Below are 22,083 nucleotides of genomic sequence, written 5' to 3' on the forward strand. Positions count from 1 at the left end.
CGCCTCCCCTCAAGCCGTCTTCAGCTGGTCGCCGACCGGCAGCTTGCGCAGCCGCTTGCCGGTCGCCGCGAAGATCGCGTTCGACAATGCCGCGGCCGTCGCGGCCGTGCCCGGTTCGCCGATCCCGCCCGGCGCTTCGCCGCTTTTCACCAGATGCACCTCGATCGGCGGTGTCTCGTTGATCCGCAGCATCCGGTAATCGGTGAAATTGCTCTGCACGACACGGCCGTCCTCGATCGTGATCTCGCCGTACAGCGCGCCCGTGATCCCGAAGATGATGCCGCCCTGCACTTGTGCCTCGATCGTGTTCGGGTTGACGGACATGCCGCAATCGACCGCGCACACGACACGCTTGACCTGCACCTCGCCGTTATCCACCGCGACGTCGATGACGATCGAGAAGAAGCTGCCGAACGCGTGCATCACGGACACGCCGCGCCCTTGCCCCGTCGGCAGCGACGGGCCCCAGCCGGCCGCCTTCGTCGCGACATCGAGCACGTTGAGCGCGCGCGGCGTCTTGCCGAGCAGCGCGCGGCGGTATTGCACGGGGTCGGTCTTGGTCTGCGCGGCCAGTTCGTCGATGAAGCTCTCGACGACGAACGTGCTGCGCGTCGGCCCGACGCCGCGCCAGAACGCGGTCGGTACGTGGCGCGGCTCCTGCCGCACGTAGTCGATCAGCTGGTTCGGCAGGTCGTACGGCAGGTCGGTGGCCACCTCGACCGCGTCGGGATCGACGCCGTGCTGGAACGCGGGCGGCGCGAAGCGCGCGAGGATCGACGAGCCGACGATCCGGTGCTGCCACGCGATCGGCTTGCCGTTCGCGTCGAGGCCGGCCGAGATCCGGTCGTAGTAGTACGGGCGGTACATGTCGTGCTGGATGTCTTCCTCGCGCGTCCAGATCACCTTCACCGGCGCGTTGACCTGCTTCGCGATCTTCACCGCCTGGCCGATCATGTCCGTCTCGAGGCGCCGGCCGAAGCCGCCGCCGAGCAGGTGGTTGTGCACGACGATCTTCTCCGGCGGAAAGCTCGTGAGCTGCTGCACGGTGTCGACCGCCCGCGTCGGCACCTGGGTGCCGACCCAGATCTCGCAGCCGTCGGCGCGCACGTGCACCGTGCAGTTCACGGGCTCCATCGTCGCGTGCGCGAGCAACGGCTGCTCGTACACGGCGTCGATGCGCGTCTTCGCATCCGCGAAACCCTTGCCGACGTCGCCGTCCTTGCGTGCGACCGCACCCTTGCCGTTCGCCGCGGCCTGCGCGAGATCGGCGACGATGTCCTTCGTCGATACCTTCGCGCCGGCGCCTTCGTTCCACTTCACGACCAGCGCCGATGCGCCGCGCTTCGCGGCCCAGGTGTGATCGCCGACGACCGCGACCGCGTTGTCCGCGCGCACGACCTGGCGCACGCCCGGGATCTTCTTCGCGGCGGTATCGTCGATGCTCGCGACCGTGCCGCCGAACACCGGGCTGTTCACGATCACCGCGTACAGCATGCCGGGCAGCCGCACGTCGAGCCCGAACTGCGCGGTGCCGTCGACCTTCTCCGGCGAATCGAGCCGCTTCGCGGGCGTGCCGATCAGCTTGAAATCCGCCGGCTTCTTCAGCGCGACGTCCTTCGGCACCGGCAGCTTCGCGGCGGCGTCGGCGAGCTGGCCGTACGACACGCGCCGGCCGCTCGGCGGATGCTGCACTTCGCCGTTCACCGCACGGCAGGACGCCGGATCGACGTTCCATTGCTTCGCGGCGGCCGCGACCAGCAGCGTACGCGCGGTCGCGCCCGCGCGGCGCAGCGGCTCCCATGCGTAGCGTATCGACGTCGAGCCGCCGGTGAGCTGGCCGCCGAGCAGCGGATCGAGAAAGAGCTTCTCGTTCGGCGGCGCATGGTCGAGCGTCACGCTCGACAGCGGCACTTCGAGTTCCTCGGCGATCAGCATCGGCAGCGCCGTGTAGACGCCCTGCCCCATCTCGACTTTCGGCATCACCAGCGTGACCTTGCCGGCGCGGTCGATCTGCACGAACGCGTTCGGTGCGAACACGCCTGCGCGCGCGGTTTCATCGCCGTCGCCACCGATCACCGAACGGCGCGCATCGTCGCCTGCCGCCGGCAGGCTGAAACCGAGCAGCAGGCCACCGCCCGCCGCCGCGCCCAGCGACATGCCGAGCTTGAGGAACGAACGGCGCGATACGCCCGCGCCGGCGGCTTGTCCAGCGGCCTTGCCTGCTTCGATCAGTCCTCGAGACATGTCACGCCTCCTTCGCGGCTTGCTTCACGGCCGCGCGAATCCGGTTGTACGTGCCGCAGCGGCAGATGTTGCCGGCCATTGCCGCGTCGATGTCGGCGTCGCTCGGGTTCGGGTTCGATGCGATCAGCGCGGTGGCGGCCATCACCTGCCCCGACTGGCAGTAGCCGCACTGGACGACGTCGAGCTCGCGCCACGCCTGCTGGACCTTGTGGCCGGCCGGCGTCGCGCCGACGGCTTCGATCGTCGTGATCTTGCGGCCCGCGACGGCCGCGACCGGCAGCACGCACGAGCGCGCGGCGACGCCGTCGAGATGCACGGTGCAGGCGCCGCATTGCGCGATCCCGCAGCCGAATTTCGTGCCGGTGAGGCCGACGACGTCGCGCAACACCCAGAGCAAGGGCATGTCGTCGGGGGCGTCGACCGTGCGGGTTTCGCCGTTGATGTTGAGGGTGACCATTCAGCCTCCGGGGCCGGTGTATTGGGGAAACGACGCGCATCGCGCGCCGCGCGGGGTTTTCGATTTCGTCGCTGTCTTCGCCGTTGCCGGGCGAGACGGCTGCCGCGCGGCCCGGGTCGGAGCGGGCCGCGGCGTGGGTACTGCTTCGTTACTCGGCCACGTCGATGCCGGACAGCACCTTGATGACCGGCGGCGCCGCGAACCAGTCGGCCGATTTCACGCGGAATTCGCCGAAATACGGGCTCGCGAGGTGTGCGTCGAACGCAGCCTGGTCGTCGTAGATCTCGTACAGGTGCAGGTTGGGCGAACCGTCCTGTTCGCGGAACAGGTCGTAGCGCCGGTTGCCGGGCTCGGTGCGCGTCTTCGCGACCATGCTACGCAGTTCGGCTTCGGCGGCCTCCGCGTGTTCGGGTTTCAGGTACAGGGACGCAATCACGTGAAGCGCCATCTTGTCACTCCTTTTGAATCGAAATCGAGCATGCCACAAGCCGGCGTCGCGCGACGCCAGCGTGCAACCATTATGGTTTGCCGTGCCGCGGTATCAGGCCAGTTCGTCCGGGCCCACGCGCACGACGACCTTGCCGAAGTTCTTGCCGGCCAGCAAGCCGATCAGCGCTTCCGGCGCGTCGGCCAGGTCGGGGACGACGTCCTCGAGCGTCTTCACCTTGCCCTGCGCGACCCATTCGCGCATCTCCTTCAGGAACGGTGCATAACCGGTCGCATAGTGGTCGCGGATGATGAAACCCTGCATCCGGATGCGCTTGCGCAGGATCGTGCCCATCAGTGCCGGCACGCGATCACGGCCGGTCGACACCGCGGTGTCGTCGTATGCCGCGTCGTTGTAGTGCGCGATGATCCCGCACACCGGCACGCGCGCGTGATCGTTGAGCAGCGGCCACACCGCGTCGAACACGGCCCCGCCGACGTTCTCGAAATAGATGTCGATGCCGTTCGGGCATGCGTCCTTCAGCTTCGCGGCGAATGCCGGGTCGCGGTGATCGACGCACGCGTCGAAACCGAGCGTATCGGTCACGTATGCGCACTTGTCGGCGCCGCCCGCGACACCGATCACACGGCAGCCCTTCAGCTTGGCGATCTGGCCGACCACCGCGCCGACCGCGCCGCTCGCCGCCGCGACGACCACGGTTTCGCCGGCCTTCGGCTCGCCGATTTTCAGCAGCCCCGTGTAGGCGGTGAAGCCCGGCATGCCGAGCACGCCGAGTGCATACGACGGATGCGCGACGTCGCGGCCGAGCGGAATCAGGTCGCGGCCGTCGGACAGCGCATAATCCTGCCACCCGGCGCCCGCGACCACGAGGTCACCTTCGCGGAACGCGGGCAGGTTCGACGAGACGACCTGGCTGACGGTGCCGCCGACCATCGGCTGGCCGAGTTGGGCCGGCGGCGCATAGGACGGCGCATCGCTCATCCGGCCGCGCATGTACGGGTCGAGCGACAACCAGACCGTGCGCAGCAGCACCTGGCCGGCACCGGGCGTCGGCACGGCACCGGATTCGGTGCGGAAGTTGCCCGGTGTCGGCGCGCCGACCGGGCGCGAATTCAGGACGATCTGGCGGTTTGCGGTCTTGCTTTGCGGCATGTAAGTCTCCGTCAACAGAAATGGACGTGCTTCGTGGGCACGATCGGATCAGGGCTGGACCAGCGGAGACGCCCGCATGCGGCAACGTCGGCGATCGGGCCGTCGCGGCTGCGTGCGGGCGCTTGAAACAATGGGGAACAGCGTAACGCGGCGTGGCACGTTCGTCATACTTGTTTGAGTAGACCAGTCGTCTAGATTCAGGGCAAAAACAAGGCGCGCCGATGCGCGCCCGGGTTACGACTGTGCTCCGCCATGCTCGGCCGGCGGCAGGTTCAGCATGCGCCGCGTTTCGACCATCGCCCTTTCGAGCGGCTTGCGGTCGCGGTGAATCTTTTCCAGCAGCGTCGCGCCCAGCCACATCTCGTAGAGGATCGCGGCCGTGTGCGACGGATCGGCGATCCCGCTCAGCGAGCCGTCGGCCAGCCCGGCCTCGATGCCGCCCGCGAGCCGCTCGATGATCTGGCTCGTGCCCTGCCGCAGCACCGCGCGCATCGCTTCCGACAGATCCGACACTTCCGCGCCGAGCTTCACCGCGAGGCACTTGCCTTGCGGATCGTCCGCGCATTGCGTGTGCAGCCAGTTGCGCCAGTACGTCATCAGGCGCTCGGCGCCGGTGCCGGCCTGATGCTTGAGCAGGTTGTCGAGATGCGCGTGATAGCTGTCGAAATACGCTTCGAGCAGCGCTTCGCCGAATGCCTCTTTCGAGCCGAAGTAATGGTAGAACGAACCCTTCGGGATGCCCGCCGCAGCGAGAATCTCGTTCAGGCCAACCGCCGAAAACCCCTTGTGGAGCATGATCGGCTTGGCGATATTCAGGATGTGCTGGCGGACTTCGGCGCCCGAAGATGCATTCATGGTGGCGTATGTTAGCAACGATTAGACCGGTCGTCTAGCGGCATCGACCCGGCATGTTGAGCGGCACTTTACCCGATCCCCGGCGGGCACCCAAACGTTGCGCAGGCTTTCCTTCCTCTGCTATATGGCGAGTTGATCGGTAACGTCGGGTGGGTGGGCGATCGCGCGTGTAGCCGTCTTGTTTGTTTGCCTGCTTGCCGGCGGTCGGCGTGCATCGCCATCGGCTGATGCACGCTCGCGGCCGCGCCGTCAGCGCGGCGCTTCGTCAGCACGCTTTCGCGTGCGTGCGCGTCGCTCGTCCCGTTGCACGGCCGGCGCCGCCTTCGCGCCACGCAGCGGCGCGCGGCGCACGAGCACCGTCATCTCGCGCCGCAGCGCATCGAGTTCCTTGCCGCGCGCCGCATCGGTCGCCTGCGCAGCGTCGAGCTGCCCCTGAAGCACGCCGCATCGATGCAGCGCGTCGCCCAGTTGCGCCTGCAGCGCGGCAACATCTTTCCGCTGCTGCGCATCGCGCTGCTCCGTGCGCGATGTCACGGCATCGAGCTCCTTTTGCAGTCGCGCGGCGGCGAGCCGCTCTCGATCGATCTCCTGGAGTGCCCGCTTCTCCGACGCACGCAAGCGTTCCTCGGCCCGGCCGGCGTCGTCGCGTAACCGGTCGAGCTGGGTGGTGAAATCCGCGCGGGCCTGCGCGAGTGCGCGGTCGCCTTCCGCGTTGTCGGCTGTCAGGCGCTCGATGTCCGCTTGCAGCGCTTGCCGCGATGCTTCGTCGGCCGCCCTCGCCTGCTCCAGTTCCTGAATGCGCACCTGCGCGGCCAGCAGCGCGGCCGTGCGTTGCTCCAGCGCGGTCTCGGTGCGGGCCAGCTCAGCCTGCAGCGCCGCGACTTCCGCCCTCGCCGCCGTCCGTTCGGCTTCGACTTCCGCGCGCAATGCGTCGAGCGCGGCGGCCGCGTCGGCGCTCGACCGGTTCCATAGCGCCGCGACCAGTTCGCCGGCGGCGGCCTGCAGATCGGCCGGCAGGTCGGGATGCTCGATGCGGACGCGGCTCTTTTCCCGCAACTCGGCCCAGAACTCGCCGAGCACGGCCGTCGGCGTGCTCATGCTGCCCTTGCGAACGAGCTGGTACAGGCGGTTCGCGGTGGGCGTGATGCCGAAGCGGAAGAACAGCAGCGCGCAGGCTTCGCGATACAGCTCGCGGGTTTTCGGGAAGTCGACCTTGAGGCGCTCGATTTCGGCGGTCAGGCGGGATTCGTCGGCGGCGAGATCGGACATGGCGGGTTTCGGTGGAAATTTCGTCAATAATATAACGTAAACCGTTAGAAATTCAATTATGGCGATTTATAGATTTGACATTATTTCTATAATGTCGAGATCGACGCGGTGTGTGAAATGGCAGACGTCCGTTTGCCCCTCCTCCTGCATCGGCGCATGCCGGCTGCGCCGATGCAATCACCCGTCACGAAAGTTGTCGTCGCGCCCGATTCTTCATACGCTTAGGGATCACTCCTGCCGGGAGATCCGAAATGGTGGACGTCAGATTGAACGTGCCGTTGGTCGATCAGAGCGGCGTAAAGAAGACCAAATCAGGATCCAGGGCACTGAAGAACGCGTGCTGGTATGCGGCGGCATGCATGGTTTCCTACTTCCACCGCCCCGGGCCGCGCCTGGGCATGCCGGAGTTATGGCGGGCGGATCAGGGGCTTCCCCCGTCGCGGATCCCCGACTTGTGCGCGGCCGAAGGGCTCGTGGCGCTCAATCAGCCGACGGCCATTACACCCGAGTGGCTCGCGTCGGTTCTGACGGACTACGGCCCGATCTGGGCTGCGGGGCACTTCCTGGATCGGCCGGACCAGCCTGAAATCGGTCACGTGATCGTCATCACGGGCATCCAGCAACGCATCGTTCATTACAACGACCCGGAGGGGCCGCCCGCGCGCACGATGCTGCTGGGCACGCTCGACGCCGGACGGTGGAGACCCGACGGACTGCTGGTGAAGGGGCAGCACCGCTATTGATGGCCTTGCGGGCGTCCATCCCCCGCCCGGCGGAAACGCCCCTGCAACCGCTTCGGAAAACCGTCAACATTGCGGGATTGACCGCCGGTGCCCTGCCTTGCCGCGTCGTCGGCATCCACCCGGCACAGCCGTGACGAAAACAGAAGAACGAGGAGCCCGCGTTGCGCCATAGCGGCTGCCGCTGTTTCGACGTCGCGGGTGAACCGGGCGACGCCGTGCACGTATCGACGGATTCGTCACCGACGCGCCGGTGCCGGATCGTGCGCGACGCCGACGCCGGATCAGCGCGACGCCGACGCGGCGACCGCCGCCTGGGACGGGCGTCCGCGCTTCGCCGGATGCGTCTCCGGCATCCGCCAGTACACGAGCAGCGAAATCGCCGCGCACGCGGCGACGTACCAGAAGAACACCGTCTCGTTGCCGCTCGCCTTCAGCCGCAGCGCGACGAATTCGGTCGTGCCGCCGAGGATCGCCGTCGTCAGCGCGTAAGGCAGCCCGACCGCCAGCGCGCGGATCTGCGGCGGGAACAGCTCGGCCTTGACCAGCATGTGCACCGACGTGAAGCCGCTCAGCACGACCAGCCCCGCGAATACCAGCGCGAACGCGGCGAGCGGTTCGTGCACATGCCCGAGCGCCGTGAAGATCGGCACGGACAGCAGCGTGCCGCCGATCCCGAACCACAGCAGCACCGGCCGGCGGCCGACGCGGTCCGACACGAGGCCGAACAGCGGCTGCAGCGGCATGTACAGCAGCAGCGCGGCGGTGCAGATCCAGGTCGCCGTCTCCTTGTGCAGCCCGACCGAGTTGACGAGGTATTTCTGCATGTAGACCGTGTACGTGTAGAACGCCACGGTGCCGCCGACCGTGATGCCGATCGCGAGCAGCAGTTCGCGCCAGTGGGCCGCGAGGTCGGCCGTCATGCGCGTCTTCGCCGCGCGCGCCCGGCTGGCGATGAACGCATCGCTCTCCACGACGTTGCGGCGCATGTAGAGCGCGAACAGCGCGAGCAAGCCGCCGACGAAGAACGGAATCCGCCAGCCCCAGCGCTCGAGGTCGTGCGTGCCGGCGAAGATGCGCTGCATCGCGAGCATCAGGCCGAGCGCGACGAGCTGGCCCGCGACCACGCTCACCTGCAGGAAGCCGACGTAGAAGCCGCGCCGGTTCGGCGGCGCGATCTCGCTCAGGTAGGTCGCGCTGGTGCCGTATTCGCCGCCCATGCTGAGCCCCTGCAGCAGCCGCGCGGCGACCAGCAGCGCCGGCGCGAGCACGCCGATCGTCGCGTACCCGGGCGTGACGGCGATCAGCATCGATCCCGCGCACATCGCGAGCACCGACTTCGTCAGCGCGGCCTTGCGTCCGCGCCGGTCCGCGTAGACGCCGACGAGCCAGCTCCCTGCCGGCCGCGCGATGTACCCGACGGCCGCGATGGCCGCCGTGTTCATCAGTTGCACGGTCGGCCGGTCGGCCGGAAAGAATGCCGGCGCGAAGTAGATCGAGAAGATGCTGTACGCGAGAAAGTCGTACCACTCGATCAGGTTGCCGGCGAGCCCGCCGACGATCGAGCCGATGCGCGGCCGCTCGCCGGCCGCCCCGGTGGGGGAAATTGCCACGCTTGTCTCCTGTTCTTGTTCGTATGTGCCGGGCGGCCGCCGGGGTTGCCGGCCCCGCCCGTGCCGGCGGCTTAGGCGCGATCGGCACCATAGCGGGCGTCGAGCGCGTCGAAGCGCGCCTTGTCGACGAGCCGCTGCCGTTCGGCGAACGGCGCGACGAGCGCGGGGTTTTCGTCGAGCCGGCCCGTGTCGCGCAATTCGGTCAGCGCGGCCTGCATCCCGTGCACGGCCCCCTGCAGCGCCGCATTCGCGTACAGCACGACGCCGTAACCGAGGCGGGCCAGGTCGTCGCGCGAGCGCGTCGGCGTCTTGCCGCCGATCACGATGTTGATGAGCTGCGGCGTGTCGAACAGCGCGGGCAGCCGCTCGACGTCCTCCGGCGTGTCCATCGCCTCGATGAACAGCACGTCCGCGCCGGCTTCCGCATAGCGGTGCGCGCGCTCGATCGCGTCGTCGATGCCGTGGACGGCGGCCGCATCGGTACGCGCGACGATCAGCAGGTTCGGATCCACGCGCGCGTCGACGGCCGCCTTCAGCTTGCCGACCATCTCGCCGGCCGGAATCACTTCCTTGCCCGCGAAATGGCCGCATTTCTTCGGCAGCACCTGATCCTCGAGCTGGATCGCGTCGGCGCCGCTGCGCTCGAGCGTGCGCACGGTGTGCAGCACGTTCAGCGCATTGCCGAAACCGGTATCGGCATCGACCATCAGCGGCAGCTCCACCGCATCGCGCACGCGCGCGGTGTGCTCGGCCAGTTCGCCGAGCCCGATGAAGCCGAGATCGGGCAAGCCGAGCGACATGTTGGTGACGCCGGCGCCGGTCAGGTACAGCGCGCCGAAGCCGAGATCGGCCGCGACCCGGGCGCTGAGCGCGTTGAACGTGCCGGCGACGAGCAGCCCCTGGCGGGCGGCGATACTGCGCCGGAAACCGGCGCGACGAAGTGCAGTTTGATCGGACATGCAAGGCCTCATTGGTCGAAACGAAACAGGGTTCGCGGCGTATCGCGCAGCACGCGCAAGCGCTCGCCGGGGTCGGGCAGCCAGCGCGCGAGCGCGGCATGCGCGGCGTCGAAATCGACGCGCTCGCGGTGCTGCGTGTGCGGCCAGTCGCTGCCCCACACCAGCCGCTCGGCGGTGAACGCGGTGCGCAGCGCGCGCGCGGCGCCGAACGCGTCGATCGCGCCATCGCCGGCCGCGCTGTTGCGATACGCGGCCGACAGCTTGACCCAGACGCGGCCGGTATCCGCGAGCAGCAGCAGGCGGCGGAAGCTGGGCGCGCGCTCGGCGAGCGCGGGCGACGGGCGGCCGAAATGGTCGATCACCAGCGAGCAGCACTGCGCGAGCAGCGGCGCGGTGATCGCATGCAGATCCTCGATGCCGCGATGGATCTCGACGTGCCAGCCGAGCGCGTTGATGCGGGCAAGCAGCGCACGCCAGGCGGGTGCGCCGAAATCCGGGATCGGCAGCCCGACGAGGTTCAGCCGCATCCCGACCACGCCCGCCCGGTCGAGCGCGTCGAGATCGTTGTCCGAAATCGCCGGATCGACCACCGCGACGCCGCGGAAGCGGCGCGGGTAACGGCGCAGCACGTCGACGAAATACGTGTTGTCGGTGCCGAGGAAGCTCGGCTGCACCAGCACCGCATGCGTGATGCCGTGCGCGGCGAGGTGCGCGACGTACGCGTCGAGCGGCGCATCGTAGTCGGGCGCGTGCCGGATCACGGGCGCGAGCGGCAGGCCGCGCGCGAACACGTGCGCATGCGCATCGACGGCGGCGACGGCGGGATCTCCGGCGTACCACACGTCCACTGACGACGCGGCCGGAACCTGTTCGACGAGGTGATTCACGAGGCAATCCATGACGAGTCTGCAAGGGGCGCCCGGCCGCTGCGCCGGGCGATTCGATGGCGGGAAGCGGTGAAACCTACAACGACGCCTCGGCGCGCGGCTGGCCGGCGGCATCCGCGTCGCCGCCCGGCGCCGCGCCGGACAGCCGCCGGTTGCGCGTTTCGGGCAGGAACCACACCGCGATCACGACCAGCCCGTATGCGATACCCGCGTCGATGCCGAGTGCCGTGCCGAGCGGCAGCGACTCGCCCATCCGCCCGACCAGCACCGGGAAGCCGGCCGACGCGATGCGGCCGAAGTTGTAGCAAAAGCCGACGCCGCGGCCGCGCACGTTGCGCGGGTAAAGCTCGTTGAAGAGCGTGCCGAGCGTCGCCGGGATGCCGGCCGAGAACAGGCCGAGCGGGAAACCGAGCAGCAGCATCGCGACGTCGTTCAGCGGCAGGAACACGTACAGGTTCACCATCACCGCGCAGCACGCGGCGAACAGCATCACGTTGCGGCGGCGGCCGATCCGGTCCTGCAGGTACGCGCTGACGAAGCAGCCGCAGATGAACGCGACGATCACGACCGCGAGATACGCGCCGGTGCCGAGCACCGACAGGTGCCGTTCGGTCTTCAGGTAGGTCGGCAGCCAGATCGTGATCGCGTGATAGCCGCCGTGCGCGCCGACGCCGATCAGCCCGCCGACGACGGTTGCGCGCACCACGGAGCGGTCGAAGATGCCGACCGTCGGCCCTTCGCCGGCGCCCGCCGTTGCCTGCGCGGTCGCGTCGACCGGCGTCGCGCGCGGCGGCTCCGGAATTGCGCGGCGGATATACAGCACCAGCAGCGCGGGCAGCGCGCCGATCGCGAACAGCACGCGCCAGGCCCATTCGGCCGGCAGCCAGGCGAACACCAGCATGTACAGCAGCACCGCGCCGCCCCAGCCGAAGCCCCAGGCACTCTGCACGATGCCCATCGCCTTGCCGCGATGGCGCGCGCCGACCGTTTCGGCGAGCAGCACCGCGCCGGCCGTCCACTCGCCGCCGAACCCGAGCCCCTGCAACGCCTTCAGCACCAGCAACTGCTCGAAGTTCTGCGCGAACGCGCTCAGGAACGTGAACAGCGAGAACCAGCACACGGTGATCTGCAGCGCGCGCACGCGCCCGTAGCGGTCGGCGATCATGCCGGCCAGCAGCCCGCCGAGCGCGCCCGCCACGAGCGTTGCGCCGCCGATCAGGCCGGCCTGCCCCTTGCCGATGCCCCAGGTCGTCAGCAGCGCGGGGATCACGAGACTGAACATCTGCGTGTCGAGCCCGTCGAGTGCCCAGCCGGCAAAGCAGCCGCGCAACGTGCGCCGTTCGGTCGTCGATAGCTCACGGGTCCAGTTCAATGCAGGTCTCCTCGTGTGGTCATGCCGGCGTCGTGCGCCGGATGGTGTGGCCCGATGAGCATCCTATGAAGCGCGGGGATAATTCGCTACCATGTTTTGAATAATTATTCATAACGTGAGCTTATGGAAATCAGGCACGTTCGCTACTTCCTCGCGATCGTCGATACGGGCAGCTTCACGCGCGCGGCCAGCGAGCTCGGCATTGCGCAGCCGGCGCTCAGCCAGGCACTGAACCGGATGGAGAAGGAGCTGGGTGTCCGGCTGTTCGACCGCTCGCGGCGCGGGGCCACGCTGACGGCGGCCGGCCTCGCGATGGTCGACGACCTGCGCCTGAGCCTCGCGCGCCTCGACGCGGCCGCACACCGGGCCGGCGAGATCGGCGCGCAGCGCGCCGGGCGCCTGACGATCGGGTTCGTCAGCGCCGCGCTGTTCGACACGCTGCCGCGCGCGATCCGCGCGCTGCGCGAAAACACGCCCGACGTCGAACTCGTGATGCGCGAGATGAGCAATGCGGAGCAGGCGATCGCGCTCGAGCGCGGCGAGATCGACATCGGCCTGCTGCATACGCCGGTCGCGGTCAACGGCCGGATGCGCGAGCAGCTGATCCGGCGCGATCCGCTCGTCGCCGTGCTGCCGAAGGATTTCCGGCGCCAGCCCGACGGCACGGTCACGCTGCAGGATCTCGCCGGCACCGGGCTCGTCTGGTTTCCGCACGACCAGTTGCCGCTGATCCGCGCGGGCATCCTGAGCGCCTTCCGGCAGGCCGGACACCCGGTCGACATCGTGCTCGACGTGAACCGCACGCTGACCGTGATCTCGTGCGTCGCCGCCGGGTGCGGCGTGTCGCTGCTGCCGCGTTCGATTCATACGTTCGCGTTCGAAGGCGTCGCCTACAGCACCATCCGCGATGGCGGCGCGCTGCCGCTGTTCGAACTCAGCGCGATCTGGCCCGCGCGGTCGCGCCCGACGCTCGCGGATCGCTTCGCCGCGCTGCTGCCGTCGGCGGACGTGCAGCGCTGACCGGCCGCGCCGCATCCGGCGTTGTCACCGATCTGCCACCGTCGCCCGGTAGCGTGCGGGTCTGACCCACGCTATCGACAGACGAATCCGCCATGCAGCGCACGTCGCGCGCCACGCCCCACGTTTATGCGGCCACGTCCCGTGCCCTCGCCGCCAGCCTTGCGATCAACCTGCTGCTGCTCGTCGTCGAGACGGTCGCGGCATGGTCCGCGCATTCGTCGGGGTTGCTCGCGGACGTCGCGCACGCGGCGATCGATCTCGCAGCCGATGCGCTGATCCTCGTTGCATGCCGGCTCGACGCGCGCCTGCCGCCGGAACGGCGCCCGACCTGCGAGCCGCTTGCGCTCGCGGGCCTCGGCGCATTGCTCGTGGCGACCGGCGCGCAGATGATCTGGCACGCGACGAACCGGTTCGCTGCGCCGCCCGTCGTACAGCCGGGCATGACGACGCTCGCGCTCGTTGCCGTCACGCTCGCCGGCAAGGCCGCGCTGTCGCACTGGATGCTGCGCAAGGCACGCGAGACGGGCTCCGCGCTGCTCGAGGCGAGCGGCTGGCATGTCCGGACCGATGCGCTGGCGTCGCTGCTGGCGGCCCTCGCGATGGGCGCGGCACGGGTCGGCTTCGGTCGTCTCGACGATCTGGCCGCGCTCGCGATCGGCGCGCTCGTGATCCGCACGGGCGCCGGTTTCATCCGGCGCGGCTGCGCGCAGTGGCCGGCGCTGGCGTCGTGGGCGGGTCGTTCCACGCGCGGGTCGTGAACGTGCCCGGCAGCGTCGGCGTCGGGCATCCGGTCTCCGCGAGCGGCTGCGCTGAATGAAGGAGCGGCTCGCGCGGGTGCGAGCCGCTTTCGCATGATGTCGTCGCCACGGCGTGGCACGTGACGCGTCGATCGTTGCCGATGTATCGCCGGACGAATGCGGCCGGTTCCGATGAATCGGCGTCGGCTGTCGCTTACCCGAGCGGCACGACGCTCCCGAGCAGAATCCGCACGAGCGTCGCCTGGCGCGTGACGCCCGTCTTCGAGAAGATCGCGCGCAGGTGCGTGCGGGCGGTGTTCTTGCTGATCCCCGATTCCTCCGCGGCCTCCTCGAGCGTCAGCCCGTTCGTCAGCAGCAGCGCGAGCGACGTCTCGGCCGGCGTCAGGTCGAACAGCTTGCGGATGATTTCCTGCGCACCCTGCGGCTTGCGGTCGGGGTCGCGCAGGAACAGCGTGACGGCCGGCCGCCGCTTGTTGTCCTCCGACCAGTCGGACAGCAGCACCGTGCGCACCAGCAGCCCGAGGCGCGGCTTGTCGAAGCTGCGCGTGATCGGCATCGCCTCGACGGTCGCCGCGGCCGTGCCGTGGTGCCCCATCACCGCGTGGCGGATCAGCCGCTTGAGCGTGCGGTTCTCCTGCGCATCGGTCGCCTCGATCGTGCCGCGCGCAATCGTCAGACCGTTGTTCTGCTTCAGGATCTCGTCGGCGACGCTGTTCATGTCGATGATCGTGCCGTTCTCGTCGAGCGTGATCGTGCCGATCTGCATCCGGTTGATCGCGTTCGCATAGATCGAGCGCTCGACCTCGGCCGTGTCGAGCCGCGAATGCAGCTCGACCGCACGCTTCAGGTGCGGCAGCAGCAACGCGCAGATCGCCTTGTCGCGCGCGGAGAACTGCTTCGAAGCATGGTTGCGGCATACGCGGAACCGGCACTCGACGCCCGACGGCGTGCGCAGGTCCGCGCCGAGGATGTAGCGCACGTCCTGCGGCTTCAGGAACTGCTTGTACAGTTCGCTCGACAGCCAGCCCGTGTCGCCGAACACGTCGTCGACCGTGACCACGCGATCGGCCGGCAGGCCGACGAACGGATCGAGCGAATAGTAGTAGTTGTTGTACGACGCTTCGCCGTCACCCGGCACGACCGGGCCGTATTCCGATGCGTGCACGGACAGCGGCGCGCGGCGGTCGCTCGCGGCCGCGCGCAGGATCAGCGTCACGTAGTTGGCCTGCAGCAACCGGCGAACCATCTCGAGCGCGCCCGCCCACGGCGGCGTTTCCAGCGGGCCCTGGTAGATGCGCGCCATCAGCTCGCTGAAATCCGCGACGCCGATGTCGGCCTCGTCACTGGTTGCCTGGCTCTCTTGCGGAGCCCATCTCGTCTCCATCAGCACGCTCCATCCTCCATACGACATGTTTCCGGCGCGACCCAACCGCGCCGCCATGATTAAGACGCGTCTAAATTCCGGCGTCATCGGGAGATTCACTGAATGGTGAGAATTGGCCATCCGGACGAACCAACCATCGTCCGATCGGATGATGTGGCGCCCTGCCCGCTACGCTGGAATCCCCGTCAGGCCGTGCCGGCAAGCGTCCGGCCCGGACTCAGGGAAAACCGCGACACGGGTTTACCTGATTCAAACCGCATCCGATTCAGACAGGAGTCCCCATGCCGCTCGACCCACAGGCGCAGGCGCTGCTCGCCGCGTTCGCCCAGGCACCCGCGATCGATTTCGCGCAACTGACCGTTCCCGCGTATCGCGCGAGTCTCGCCGCCGGCGGCGCGTTCGCCCCGGGCGATGCCGTCGCCGCCGAAGAGGACTGGCAGATTCCCGCATCGGGCCGTCAGTTGTCCGCACGGCTGTATCGGCCCGCTGCCGACGGGCCGTTACCGCTGACGGTGTTCTTCCACGGCGGCGGCTTCGTGGCGTGCGGCATCGATTCGCACGCGAACCTGTGCCGCAGCCTCGCGGCCCGTGCGCGCACGCTCGTGCTGTCGGTCGACTACCGGCTCGCGCCCGAGGCGCGTTTCCCGGCCGCCGTGCACGACGCATGCGACGCCGTGCGCTGGGCCGCCGCCAGCGCGCGCGATCTCGGCGCACGCGCCGGCGCGCTGGCGGTCGCCGGCGACAGCGCCGGCGGCAATCTTGCGGCGGTCGCCGCGCTGCAGTTGCGCGGCTCGGGCATCGCGATCGCGCACCAGTTGCTGCTGTATCCGGTCGTCGATTGCGCGACCGAGCATCCGTCGTACGAAACGCTCGGCAACGGCTATTTCCTGACGGCGGACATGATGCGCTGGTTCAAGCGCCACTATTTCGACGACGGCGCCGATCGCGCATCGCCGCTTGCAAGCCCGCTCGCCGCGCCGGACGTCGCGGGCGCGGCGCCGGCGACGATCGTCAGCGCCGAGTTCGATCTGCTGCGCGACGAGGCCGAGGCGTATGCGCTGCGTCTCGCACAGGCCGGCACGCCGGTGACCGTCGTGCGCTGGCCGGGCCAGCTTCACGGTTTCGCCAGCATGCTCGGCGCGATCGATGCGGCTGACCGCGTGCTGACCTTCGGCGCCGACGCGCTGCGCCGCGCGTTCGACGCGACGGAGGCGCCATGAGCCTCGCCGGCACGCTGGAGATCGTCGACGAGCTGCGTGCGGGCCGGATGGTCCTGCTCGTCGACGAAGAGGATCGCGAGAACGAAGGCGATCTCGTGATCGCGGCCGATCACGTGACGCCGGAAGCGATCAATTTCATGGCGCGCTTCGGGCGCGGGCTGATCTGCCTGACGCTGACCGCCGAGCGCTGCGAGCAGTTGCGCCTGCCGCCGATGGCCGATCACAACGGTACGCCGTTCGGCACCGCGTTCACCGTCAGCATCGAGGCGGCCGAAGGCGTGACGACCGGCATTTCGGCGGCCGATCGCGCGCATACGATTCGCGCGGCGGTGCGGGCGGGCGCCCGCCCCGACGATCTCGTCCAGCCGGGCCACGTGTTCCCGATCGCCGCGCGCCCGGGCGGCGTGCTCGTGCGCGCGGGGCACACCGAGGCCGGCTGCGATCTCGCGGCGCTCGCGGGGCTCACGCCCGCGTCGGTGATCTGCGAGGTGATGAACGACGACGGCACGATGGCGCGGCTGCCCGAGCTGAAGGCGTTCGCCGCGCATCACGGGCTGAAGATCGGCACCATTGCCGACCTGATCCATTACCGGCGCGAACACGAATCGCTCGTCGAACGCGTCGGCGAGCGGCCGCTGCATACGCCGTGGGGGCGATTCCGTGCGATCGAGTATCGCGACACCGTGCACGGCGCGCCGCATCTCGCGCTCGTGCGCGGCGAGCCCGATCCGTCGACGCCGGTGCTGACGCGCGTGCACGAATGCCATTCGCTGCTCGACCTGCTCGATGCGGAGCCGTCCGCGCATTCGTGGCCGCTGCATGCCGCGCTGCAACGGATCGACGCGGCCGGCTGCGGGGTCGCGGTGCTGCTCGACTGCGACATGCGCGGCGACGCGATGCGGATGCCGGCCGGCCATGCGCGCCGCGACGGACGCGTGACGGGAATCGGCTCGCAGATCCTGCGCGAGCTCGGCGTGCGGCGGCTGAACGTGCTGTCGAGCCCGTTCCGGTTGCCCGCGCTGTCGGGACACGACCTGGAGATCATGGCGTTCATTCCGCTCGGCGACGACGATCCGGAAAGCGCGCAAAGCGCGCATGCGAACCCGCTGCGGGCGGCGTGACGCGTTGCCGCGTTGACGCGGGATGGTCGGCGGGTCACCCGCTTGACAGGCTATCGTTTGTTTTTGTTGGATACAGTCTTTGGTTTGTATTTTGACAATACATGCTGTAGATTGTATTTTCCGATTACAAACGATCGCCTGTCATTCCGCGGAGCGCCAGATGGCCTTTCCTGTCCAGACCCTGACCCAGCTGCGTCCGATACTCGTCGGCTTCCGGAAATCCGCGGGGCTCACGCAGGCGCAATTGGCCGCCCGCCTGGGCGTCACGCAGCAATCCTACGCGCAGCTCGAAGCCAACCCGTCGGCGGTCAGCATCGAGCGGCTCTTCAAGGTGCTGAACACGCTCGGTGTGCGCATGACGCTCGCGCTGGGCACGCAGGACGCTTCGGCGGCATCGGCCGATCCTGCGCCCGATGCCGATGCCGCGCCGGCGGTTCGCCAACCCGCCGCGAGCAAACGCAAGCCGGATGCGGCGCGCGGCACCACGGCCGCCAAGAAACCAGCCCGGCCTGCGGCCGGCGCCGCGCGCAAGCGGCCCGCGACGGCAACACCCGGCAAGCCACGGGTTTCGAAGCGGGAGGACTGGTGACGATGGCCACGCGTGCACGTCACGACCGGCTCGACCTGTGGATGAACGGCATTCCGGTGGGCTACTGGGAAGTCCGGCGCGGCGTCGAGCGTCTCGTCTACCTGCCGGCCTGGCTCGACGATCCACAGGGGCGGCCGCTGTCGCTGTCGCTGCCCTTCACGCCCGGCAACCAGCCGCACCAGGGCGCGATCGTCGCCGATTATTTCGACAACCTGCTGCCGGACAGCGAGCCGATCCGCCGCCGCATCGCGCAGCGTTACCGGCTCCGGTCGACGGCGCCGTTCGAGCTGCTCGCGTCGATCGGCCGCGATTGCGTCGGCGCGATCCAGATGCTGCCGCCCGACGAAACGCCCATCGATCTCGAGACGATCGACGGCGTGACGCTCGACGATACGGCCGTCGCCGAGGTGCTGCGCCACGCGACCGCCGCGCCGCTGCCCGGCCATGCGGAGCCGGAAGGCGACCTGCGCCTGTCGATTGCCGGCGCACAGGAAAAAACGGCATTGCTGCGCCAGGGAAACCGCTGGCTGCGGCCGTCGGGCAGCACGCCGACGACGCACATCTTCAAGCTGCCGCTCGGGCGTGTCGGGAACATGCAGGCCGACATGCGGACGTCCGTCGAAAACGAGTGGCTGTGCGCGAAGCTCGTCGCCGCGTACGGCTTGCCGGTCGCGGCGTGCGACATCGGCCGGTTCGACGACCAGAAGGCGTTGATCGTCGAGCGCTTCGACCGGCGTGCTTCGCGCGACCGCACGTGGATCCTGCGGTTGCCGCAGGAGGACATGTGCCAGGCGACCGGCACGCCGTCGGGCGCGAAATACGAGTCCGACGGCGGCCCGGGTATCGACACGATCATGGGCATCCTCGCCAATTCGGCCGACGCCGCGCCCGACCGGATGAATTTCTTCGTCGCGCAGCTCGTGTTCTGGGTGCTGGCGGCGATCGACGGGCATGCGAAGAACTTCAGCATCGCGCACCTGCCCGGCAACACGTACCGCAGCACGCCGCTGTACGACGTGCTGTCCGCGCATCCGATCATCGGCACGCGCCGCAACCAGCTTCCGCCGCGCCGCGCGCGGCTCGCGATGGCCGTGTGCGGGAAGAACCGGCACTACGTGATCGGCGAAATACAACCGCGCCACTGGATCGCGCAGGGCCGGCGCGTCGGCCTGACCGAAGACGACGTGCACGCCGCGATGGCGGCCGTCGTCGCTCGCACGGAACCCGCGATCGCGGAAGCCGCGGCGCAGATCCCGGCGGAATTTCCGGTGGACGTCGCGGATGCGATCTTCGACGGGATGCGTCGTCAGGTCCGCAAGCTCCGGGCAGGCGATCTCGTGTGACGGATCGACGGGAGGCGGTCGGGGTCGGGGCGGGCTTTGGCGTCCGGTGGCGCGCTTCGATGTACTGAATCAGGCGCCCGCCCGGAACGGGTTGTGCCGGGCTCGTCCACCCGGACGATGCGCGCCTGCGCCACCGCCGCACAATGGTCGCCGTGCCCAATCCCGCCCCTCGCCCCCTCATGGAATCCGCCGACCTCACGACCGCGTTCAGCCCGCTGCAGATCGGCCCGCTGACGCTGCGCAACCGCCTGATCAAGTCAGCCACCAACGAGGGCATGACGCCGAACGGCGTGCCGTCGCGCGCGCTCGTCCGTTTTCACGAACGCATCGCCGAAGGCGGCGCCGCGCTGACGACCGTCGCGTACTGCGCGATCAGCGACGACGGACGCACGTTCGTCGATCAGGCATGGCTCGACGTGCCGACGGTCCGCCAGTTCCGCGCGCTGACCGACGCCGTCCATCGCCACGGCGCCGCTGCATCCGCGCAGATCACGCACGGCGGCTGCTTCACGTTCCTGCCGTCGCTGTCGACCCGACGGCCGTTGAGCGCATCGGGCGGTTTCAACAAGGTCGGCGTGATGAGCGGCCGCTTTCTGAAGCAGGCGATGACGCGCGACCAGATGTCCGCGGTCGCCGACGAATTCGCGCAGGCCGCACGCCATGCGCGCGACGCCGGCTTCGATGCGGTCGAGATCCACATGGGGCATGGCTATCTGCTCAGCCAGTTCCTGTCGCCGCTGTACAACCGCCGCCGCGATGCGTACGGCGGCGACGCGGCACGGCGCGCCGCTTTTCCGGCCGAGGTGCTGCGCCGCGTGCTCGACGCGGTGGGCCGCGATCTCGCCGTCGTCTGCAAGATCGGCGTGACCGAAGGCGTGCGCGGCGGCGGAACCGCCGACGACGCATGCGAGATCGCGCGGCGGCTCGAAGCCGAAGGCGCGCACCTGCTCGTGCTCAGCGGCGGGATGAACGTCGAATCGGTGTGGCAGCTGTTCGGCAGCCCGTTGCCCGGCGACGCGCGCGCGAACGCCGACAACGCGATCGTGCGCGCGGCGATGGCGCTGCAGAAACTCACCGAGCCGAAGATGGGCGCGTTTCGCGAGATGTATTTCCTCGAGCACTCGAGGAAGGTGCGCGCGTCCGTCCGGATGCCGCTCGCTTACCTCGGCGGCGTACGTTCGCGCGGGAACGTCGAGCTGGCGATGCGCGAAGGGTTCGATGCGGTCGCGCTCGCCCGCGCGCTCGTGTTCGAGCCGGATTTCGTCAACGGATTGCGCGACGGCCGGCTTGCGCAGTCGGGCTGCACGTCGTGCAACCGTTGTGTCGTGTCGATGTACACGCCGGGCGGCACCGCGTGCGTCCTGCACGAGCCGAACGACCCCGCGCCGAACCGGGTGCCGGCCGCCGGCGCGTGAAGCGCGACGCGGGGCGCGGGACGCCCGATGCGGGCGCCGGCGCCGCTCAGCCGGCGTCGCGCGCGCGGGCGAGCGCCGCGAGATTGCCTTCGCCGAACCCGTGGTGCCCCTTGCGCTGCACGATTTCGAAGAAGATCTCGCCGGGCCGGCGCTTGACGAAGGTCTGGAAGAACAGCCTCGGCACGCCGTCGCCGCCGATCTCGCCGTCGACCAGCACCGCGCGACGGCGCAGCGCGTCGAGATCGACACCGTGCCCCGGCAGCCGCGCGTCGACGTCATCGTAATAGCGTGCCGGCGGCTCGATGAATTCGACGCCGTTCGCCCGCAGCGCATCGACGCAGGACAGGATGTCGTCGGTAGCCAGCGCGACGTGCTGCACGCCCTCGCCCGGATGGTCGGGCAGATACGCGTGCATCAGCTCGGTGCGCCGCGTGCCTTCCTCGTAGACCGGAATCCGCACCGCGCCGCACGGCGACACCATCACACGCGATTCCTCCGACACATGCCAGTGCGCGTCGATTTCGTGGATCTCGCGAAAATGCAGCAGGTCGTGGTAGAAATCCAGCCACTCCCGCATGCGCCCCGCACCGACGGTCTGCGTGAAATGATCGACCTGCTGCAGCCCGACGCCCACGCAGTCGAGATCGGTATGCGCGGTCGCGATGTCGATCGGCCGGAAATCGATGTCGAAGATCGAGATGTCGCCGACGCCGCCCCGCTGGCCGTCGCGCCCGCGCCAGCGGTCGACGAAATAGAGGTGCGAATCGCCGATGCCCTGGATCGCCGGGATCTTCAGCTCGCCGACCCCGACCTTCTCGCCTTCGAACGCCCACGCGCCGAGCTCGATCGCCCGCTCGAACGCGCGCCGGGCGCTGGCCACGCGCAGCCCGATCGCGCAGACGCCCATCCCGTATTCCTCCGCGTAGCGCGCGGCGAACGAATCGGGCTCGGCGTTGATCAGGAAATGCATCTGACCTTGCCGGTAGAGCGTGACGTTCTTGCTGACATGCCGCGCGATCGCCTTGAACCCGAGCTGCTCGAAGCGCTGAGCGAGCGCCTCGGGCACGGGCGCCGCGAATTCGACGAATTCGAGGCCGGCCATCCCGAGCGGATTGGCAGCCGGATCGGCAACGGGCGGCGTATCGCTGGACAGGGGGTGGGAATTGCCGGGCATTCCAGTCTCCGGGGGCATGCGTTCGATGGGGATGGCGCCCGTCGCTGGCGGCAAGCGCGGCCA

General features: G+C 69.1%; 20 protein-coding genes and 1 pseudogene. 8 read left to right on the top strand and 13 right to left on the bottom strand.

Annotated features, from left to right (window positions below):
• Positions 1-9: 9 nt before the first annotated feature.
• The 6 genes from PQB87_RS26080 to PQB87_RS26105 all read right to left on the bottom strand — a co-directional run bounded on the left by PQB87_RS26080 (position 10) and on the right by PQB87_RS26105 (position 6,425).
• The gene (locus PQB87_RS26080) at positions 10-2,244 is read right to left on the bottom strand and encodes a xanthine dehydrogenase family protein molybdopterin-binding subunit (RefSeq protein ID WP_060061750.1); all 2,235 of its coding nucleotides are present in this window, start codon (positions 2,242-2,244) and stop codon (positions 10-12) included.
• A 1-nt stretch (position 2,245) separates the two neighbouring features.
• A complete protein-coding gene (locus tag PQB87_RS26085; protein ID WP_021162722.1) occupies positions 2,246-2,701 on the bottom strand; it encodes a (2Fe-2S)-binding protein in 456 nt (151 codons plus the stop codon).
• A gap of 148 nt (positions 2,702-2,849) precedes the next feature.
• Positions 2,850-3,149: a putative quinol monooxygenase gene (locus PQB87_RS26090; RefSeq protein ID WP_021162723.1), complete on the bottom strand. Its 300-nt coding sequence runs from the start codon at positions 3,147-3,149 to the stop codon at positions 2,850-2,852.
• A gap of 93 nt (positions 3,150-3,242) precedes the next feature.
• Entirely contained in the window at positions 3,243-4,301 is a 1,059-nt protein-coding gene (curA, locus tag PQB87_RS26095) for an NADPH-dependent curcumin/dihydrocurcumin reductase (protein WP_489242882.1), read from the bottom strand.
• Positions 4,302-4,535: 234 nt separating this feature from the next.
• Positions 4,536-5,156, bottom strand: coding sequence for a TetR/AcrR family transcriptional regulator (locus PQB87_RS26100; protein WP_021162725.1), 621 nt, complete (start codon positions 5,154-5,156; stop codon positions 4,536-4,538).
• Positions 5,157-5,405: 249 nt separating this feature from the next.
• Positions 5,406-6,425 (bottom strand): DNA-binding protein, encoded by a 1,020-nt coding sequence (locus tag PQB87_RS26105; RefSeq protein WP_489242883.1) that lies wholly within the window; start codon positions 6,423-6,425, stop codon positions 5,406-5,408.
• 251 nt (positions 6,426-6,676) lie between these two features.
• Between PQB87_RS26105 and PQB87_RS26110 the strand changes: the two genes are divergently transcribed.
• Positions 6,677-7,168 carry a papain-like cysteine protease family protein gene (locus PQB87_RS26110; protein WP_048024691.1) on the top strand — a complete coding sequence of 164 codons (492 nt, stop codon included), beginning with the start codon at positions 6,677-6,679 and terminating at the stop codon, positions 7,166-7,168.
• A 281-nt stretch (positions 7,169-7,449) separates the two neighbouring features.
• Here the strand turns inward: PQB87_RS26110 and PQB87_RS26115 are convergent, their stop codons facing one another.
• The 5 genes and pseudogenes from PQB87_RS26115 to PQB87_RS26135 form a co-directional block, all read right to left on the bottom strand.
• Positions 7,450-8,019, bottom strand: a complete 570-nt coding sequence (locus PQB87_RS26115) for an MFS transporter (protein ID WP_489244282.1) — start codon at positions 8,017-8,019, stop codon at positions 7,450-7,452.
• Positions 8,020-8,022: 3 nt separating this feature from the next.
• Positions 8,023-8,778, bottom strand: a pseudogene (locus PQB87_RS26120) (MFS transporter); the annotation flags it as partial.
• A 71-nt stretch (positions 8,779-8,849) separates the two neighbouring features.
• Positions 8,850-9,737 (bottom strand): isocitrate lyase/PEP mutase family protein, encoded by an 888-nt coding sequence (locus tag PQB87_RS26125; RefSeq protein WP_060061755.1) that lies wholly within the window; start codon positions 9,735-9,737, stop codon positions 8,850-8,852.
• An 8-nt stretch (positions 9,738-9,745) separates the two neighbouring features.
• Entirely contained in the window at positions 9,746-10,636 is an 891-nt protein-coding gene (locus tag PQB87_RS26130) for an amidohydrolase family protein (protein ID WP_489242884.1), read from the bottom strand.
• Positions 10,637-10,700: 64 nt separating this feature from the next.
• On the bottom strand, positions 10,701-11,996 hold the full coding sequence (locus PQB87_RS26135; RefSeq protein ID WP_048024695.1) for an MFS transporter: 1,296 nt from the start codon (positions 11,994-11,996) through the stop codon (positions 10,701-10,703).
• Positions 11,997-12,119: 123 nt separating this feature from the next.
• On the opposite strand from PQB87_RS26135, the gene PQB87_RS26140 reads away from it, so the two are divergent.
• Together PQB87_RS26140 and PQB87_RS26145 are read left to right on the top strand one after the other, a co-directional pair.
• Positions 12,120-13,016: a LysR family transcriptional regulator gene (locus tag PQB87_RS26140; protein ID WP_048024697.1), complete on the top strand. Its 897-nt coding sequence runs from the start codon at positions 12,120-12,122 to the stop codon at positions 13,014-13,016.
• 92 nt (positions 13,017-13,108) lie between these two features.
• Positions 13,109-13,774 (top strand): cation diffusion facilitator family transporter, encoded by a 666-nt coding sequence (locus tag PQB87_RS26145; RefSeq protein ID WP_059650693.1) that lies wholly within the window; start codon positions 13,109-13,111, stop codon positions 13,772-13,774.
• Positions 13,775-13,967: 193 nt separating this feature from the next.
• On the opposite strand, the gene PQB87_RS26150 is transcribed toward PQB87_RS26145, so the two are convergent.
• Complete coding sequence (locus PQB87_RS26150; protein WP_059683527.1) at positions 13,968-15,158, bottom strand: helix-turn-helix transcriptional regulator; 1,191 nt, start codon at positions 15,156-15,158, stop codon at positions 13,968-13,970.
• Positions 15,159-15,439: 281 nt separating this feature from the next.
• Between PQB87_RS26150 and PQB87_RS26155 the strand changes: the two genes are divergently transcribed.
• The 5 genes from PQB87_RS26155 to PQB87_RS26175 all read left to right on the top strand — a co-directional run bounded on the left by PQB87_RS26155 (position 15,440) and on the right by PQB87_RS26175 (position 20,846).
• Complete coding sequence (locus PQB87_RS26155) at positions 15,440-16,378, top strand: alpha/beta hydrolase (protein WP_233343309.1); 939 nt, start codon at positions 15,440-15,442, stop codon at positions 16,376-16,378.
• Entirely contained in the window at positions 16,375-17,499 is a 1,125-nt protein-coding gene (gene ribBA, locus PQB87_RS26160) for a bifunctional 3,4-dihydroxy-2-butanone-4-phosphate synthase/GTP cyclohydrolase II (protein ID WP_489242885.1), read from the top strand. The genes PQB87_RS26155 and ribBA overlap by 4 nt, the downstream gene beginning before the upstream one ends.
• Before the next feature lie 160 nt (positions 17,500-17,659).
• The gene (locus tag PQB87_RS26165) at positions 17,660-18,088 is read left to right on the top strand and encodes a helix-turn-helix domain-containing protein (RefSeq protein WP_233343304.1); all 429 of its coding nucleotides are present in this window, start codon (positions 17,660-17,662) and stop codon (positions 18,086-18,088) included.
• Between the two features lie 2 nt (positions 18,089-18,090).
• A complete protein-coding gene (locus PQB87_RS26170; protein WP_233343301.1) occupies positions 18,091-19,431 on the top strand; it encodes a type II toxin-antitoxin system HipA family toxin in 1,341 nt (446 codons plus the stop codon).
• A gap of 179 nt (positions 19,432-19,610) precedes the next feature.
• Positions 19,611-20,846, top strand: a complete 1,236-nt coding sequence (locus tag PQB87_RS26175) for an NADH:flavin oxidoreductase (protein ID WP_233343299.1) — start codon at positions 19,611-19,613, stop codon at positions 20,844-20,846.
• Between the two features lie 46 nt (positions 20,847-20,892).
• Here the strand turns inward: PQB87_RS26175 and PQB87_RS26180 are convergent, their stop codons facing one another.
• Positions 20,893-22,020, bottom strand: a complete 1,128-nt coding sequence (locus PQB87_RS26180) for a 4-hydroxyphenylpyruvate dioxygenase family protein (protein WP_021162738.1) — start codon at positions 22,018-22,020, stop codon at positions 20,893-20,895.
• Between the last annotated feature and the right edge of the window lie 63 nt (positions 22,021-22,083).

Source organism: Burkholderia sp. KL41 (assembly GCF_057005415.2).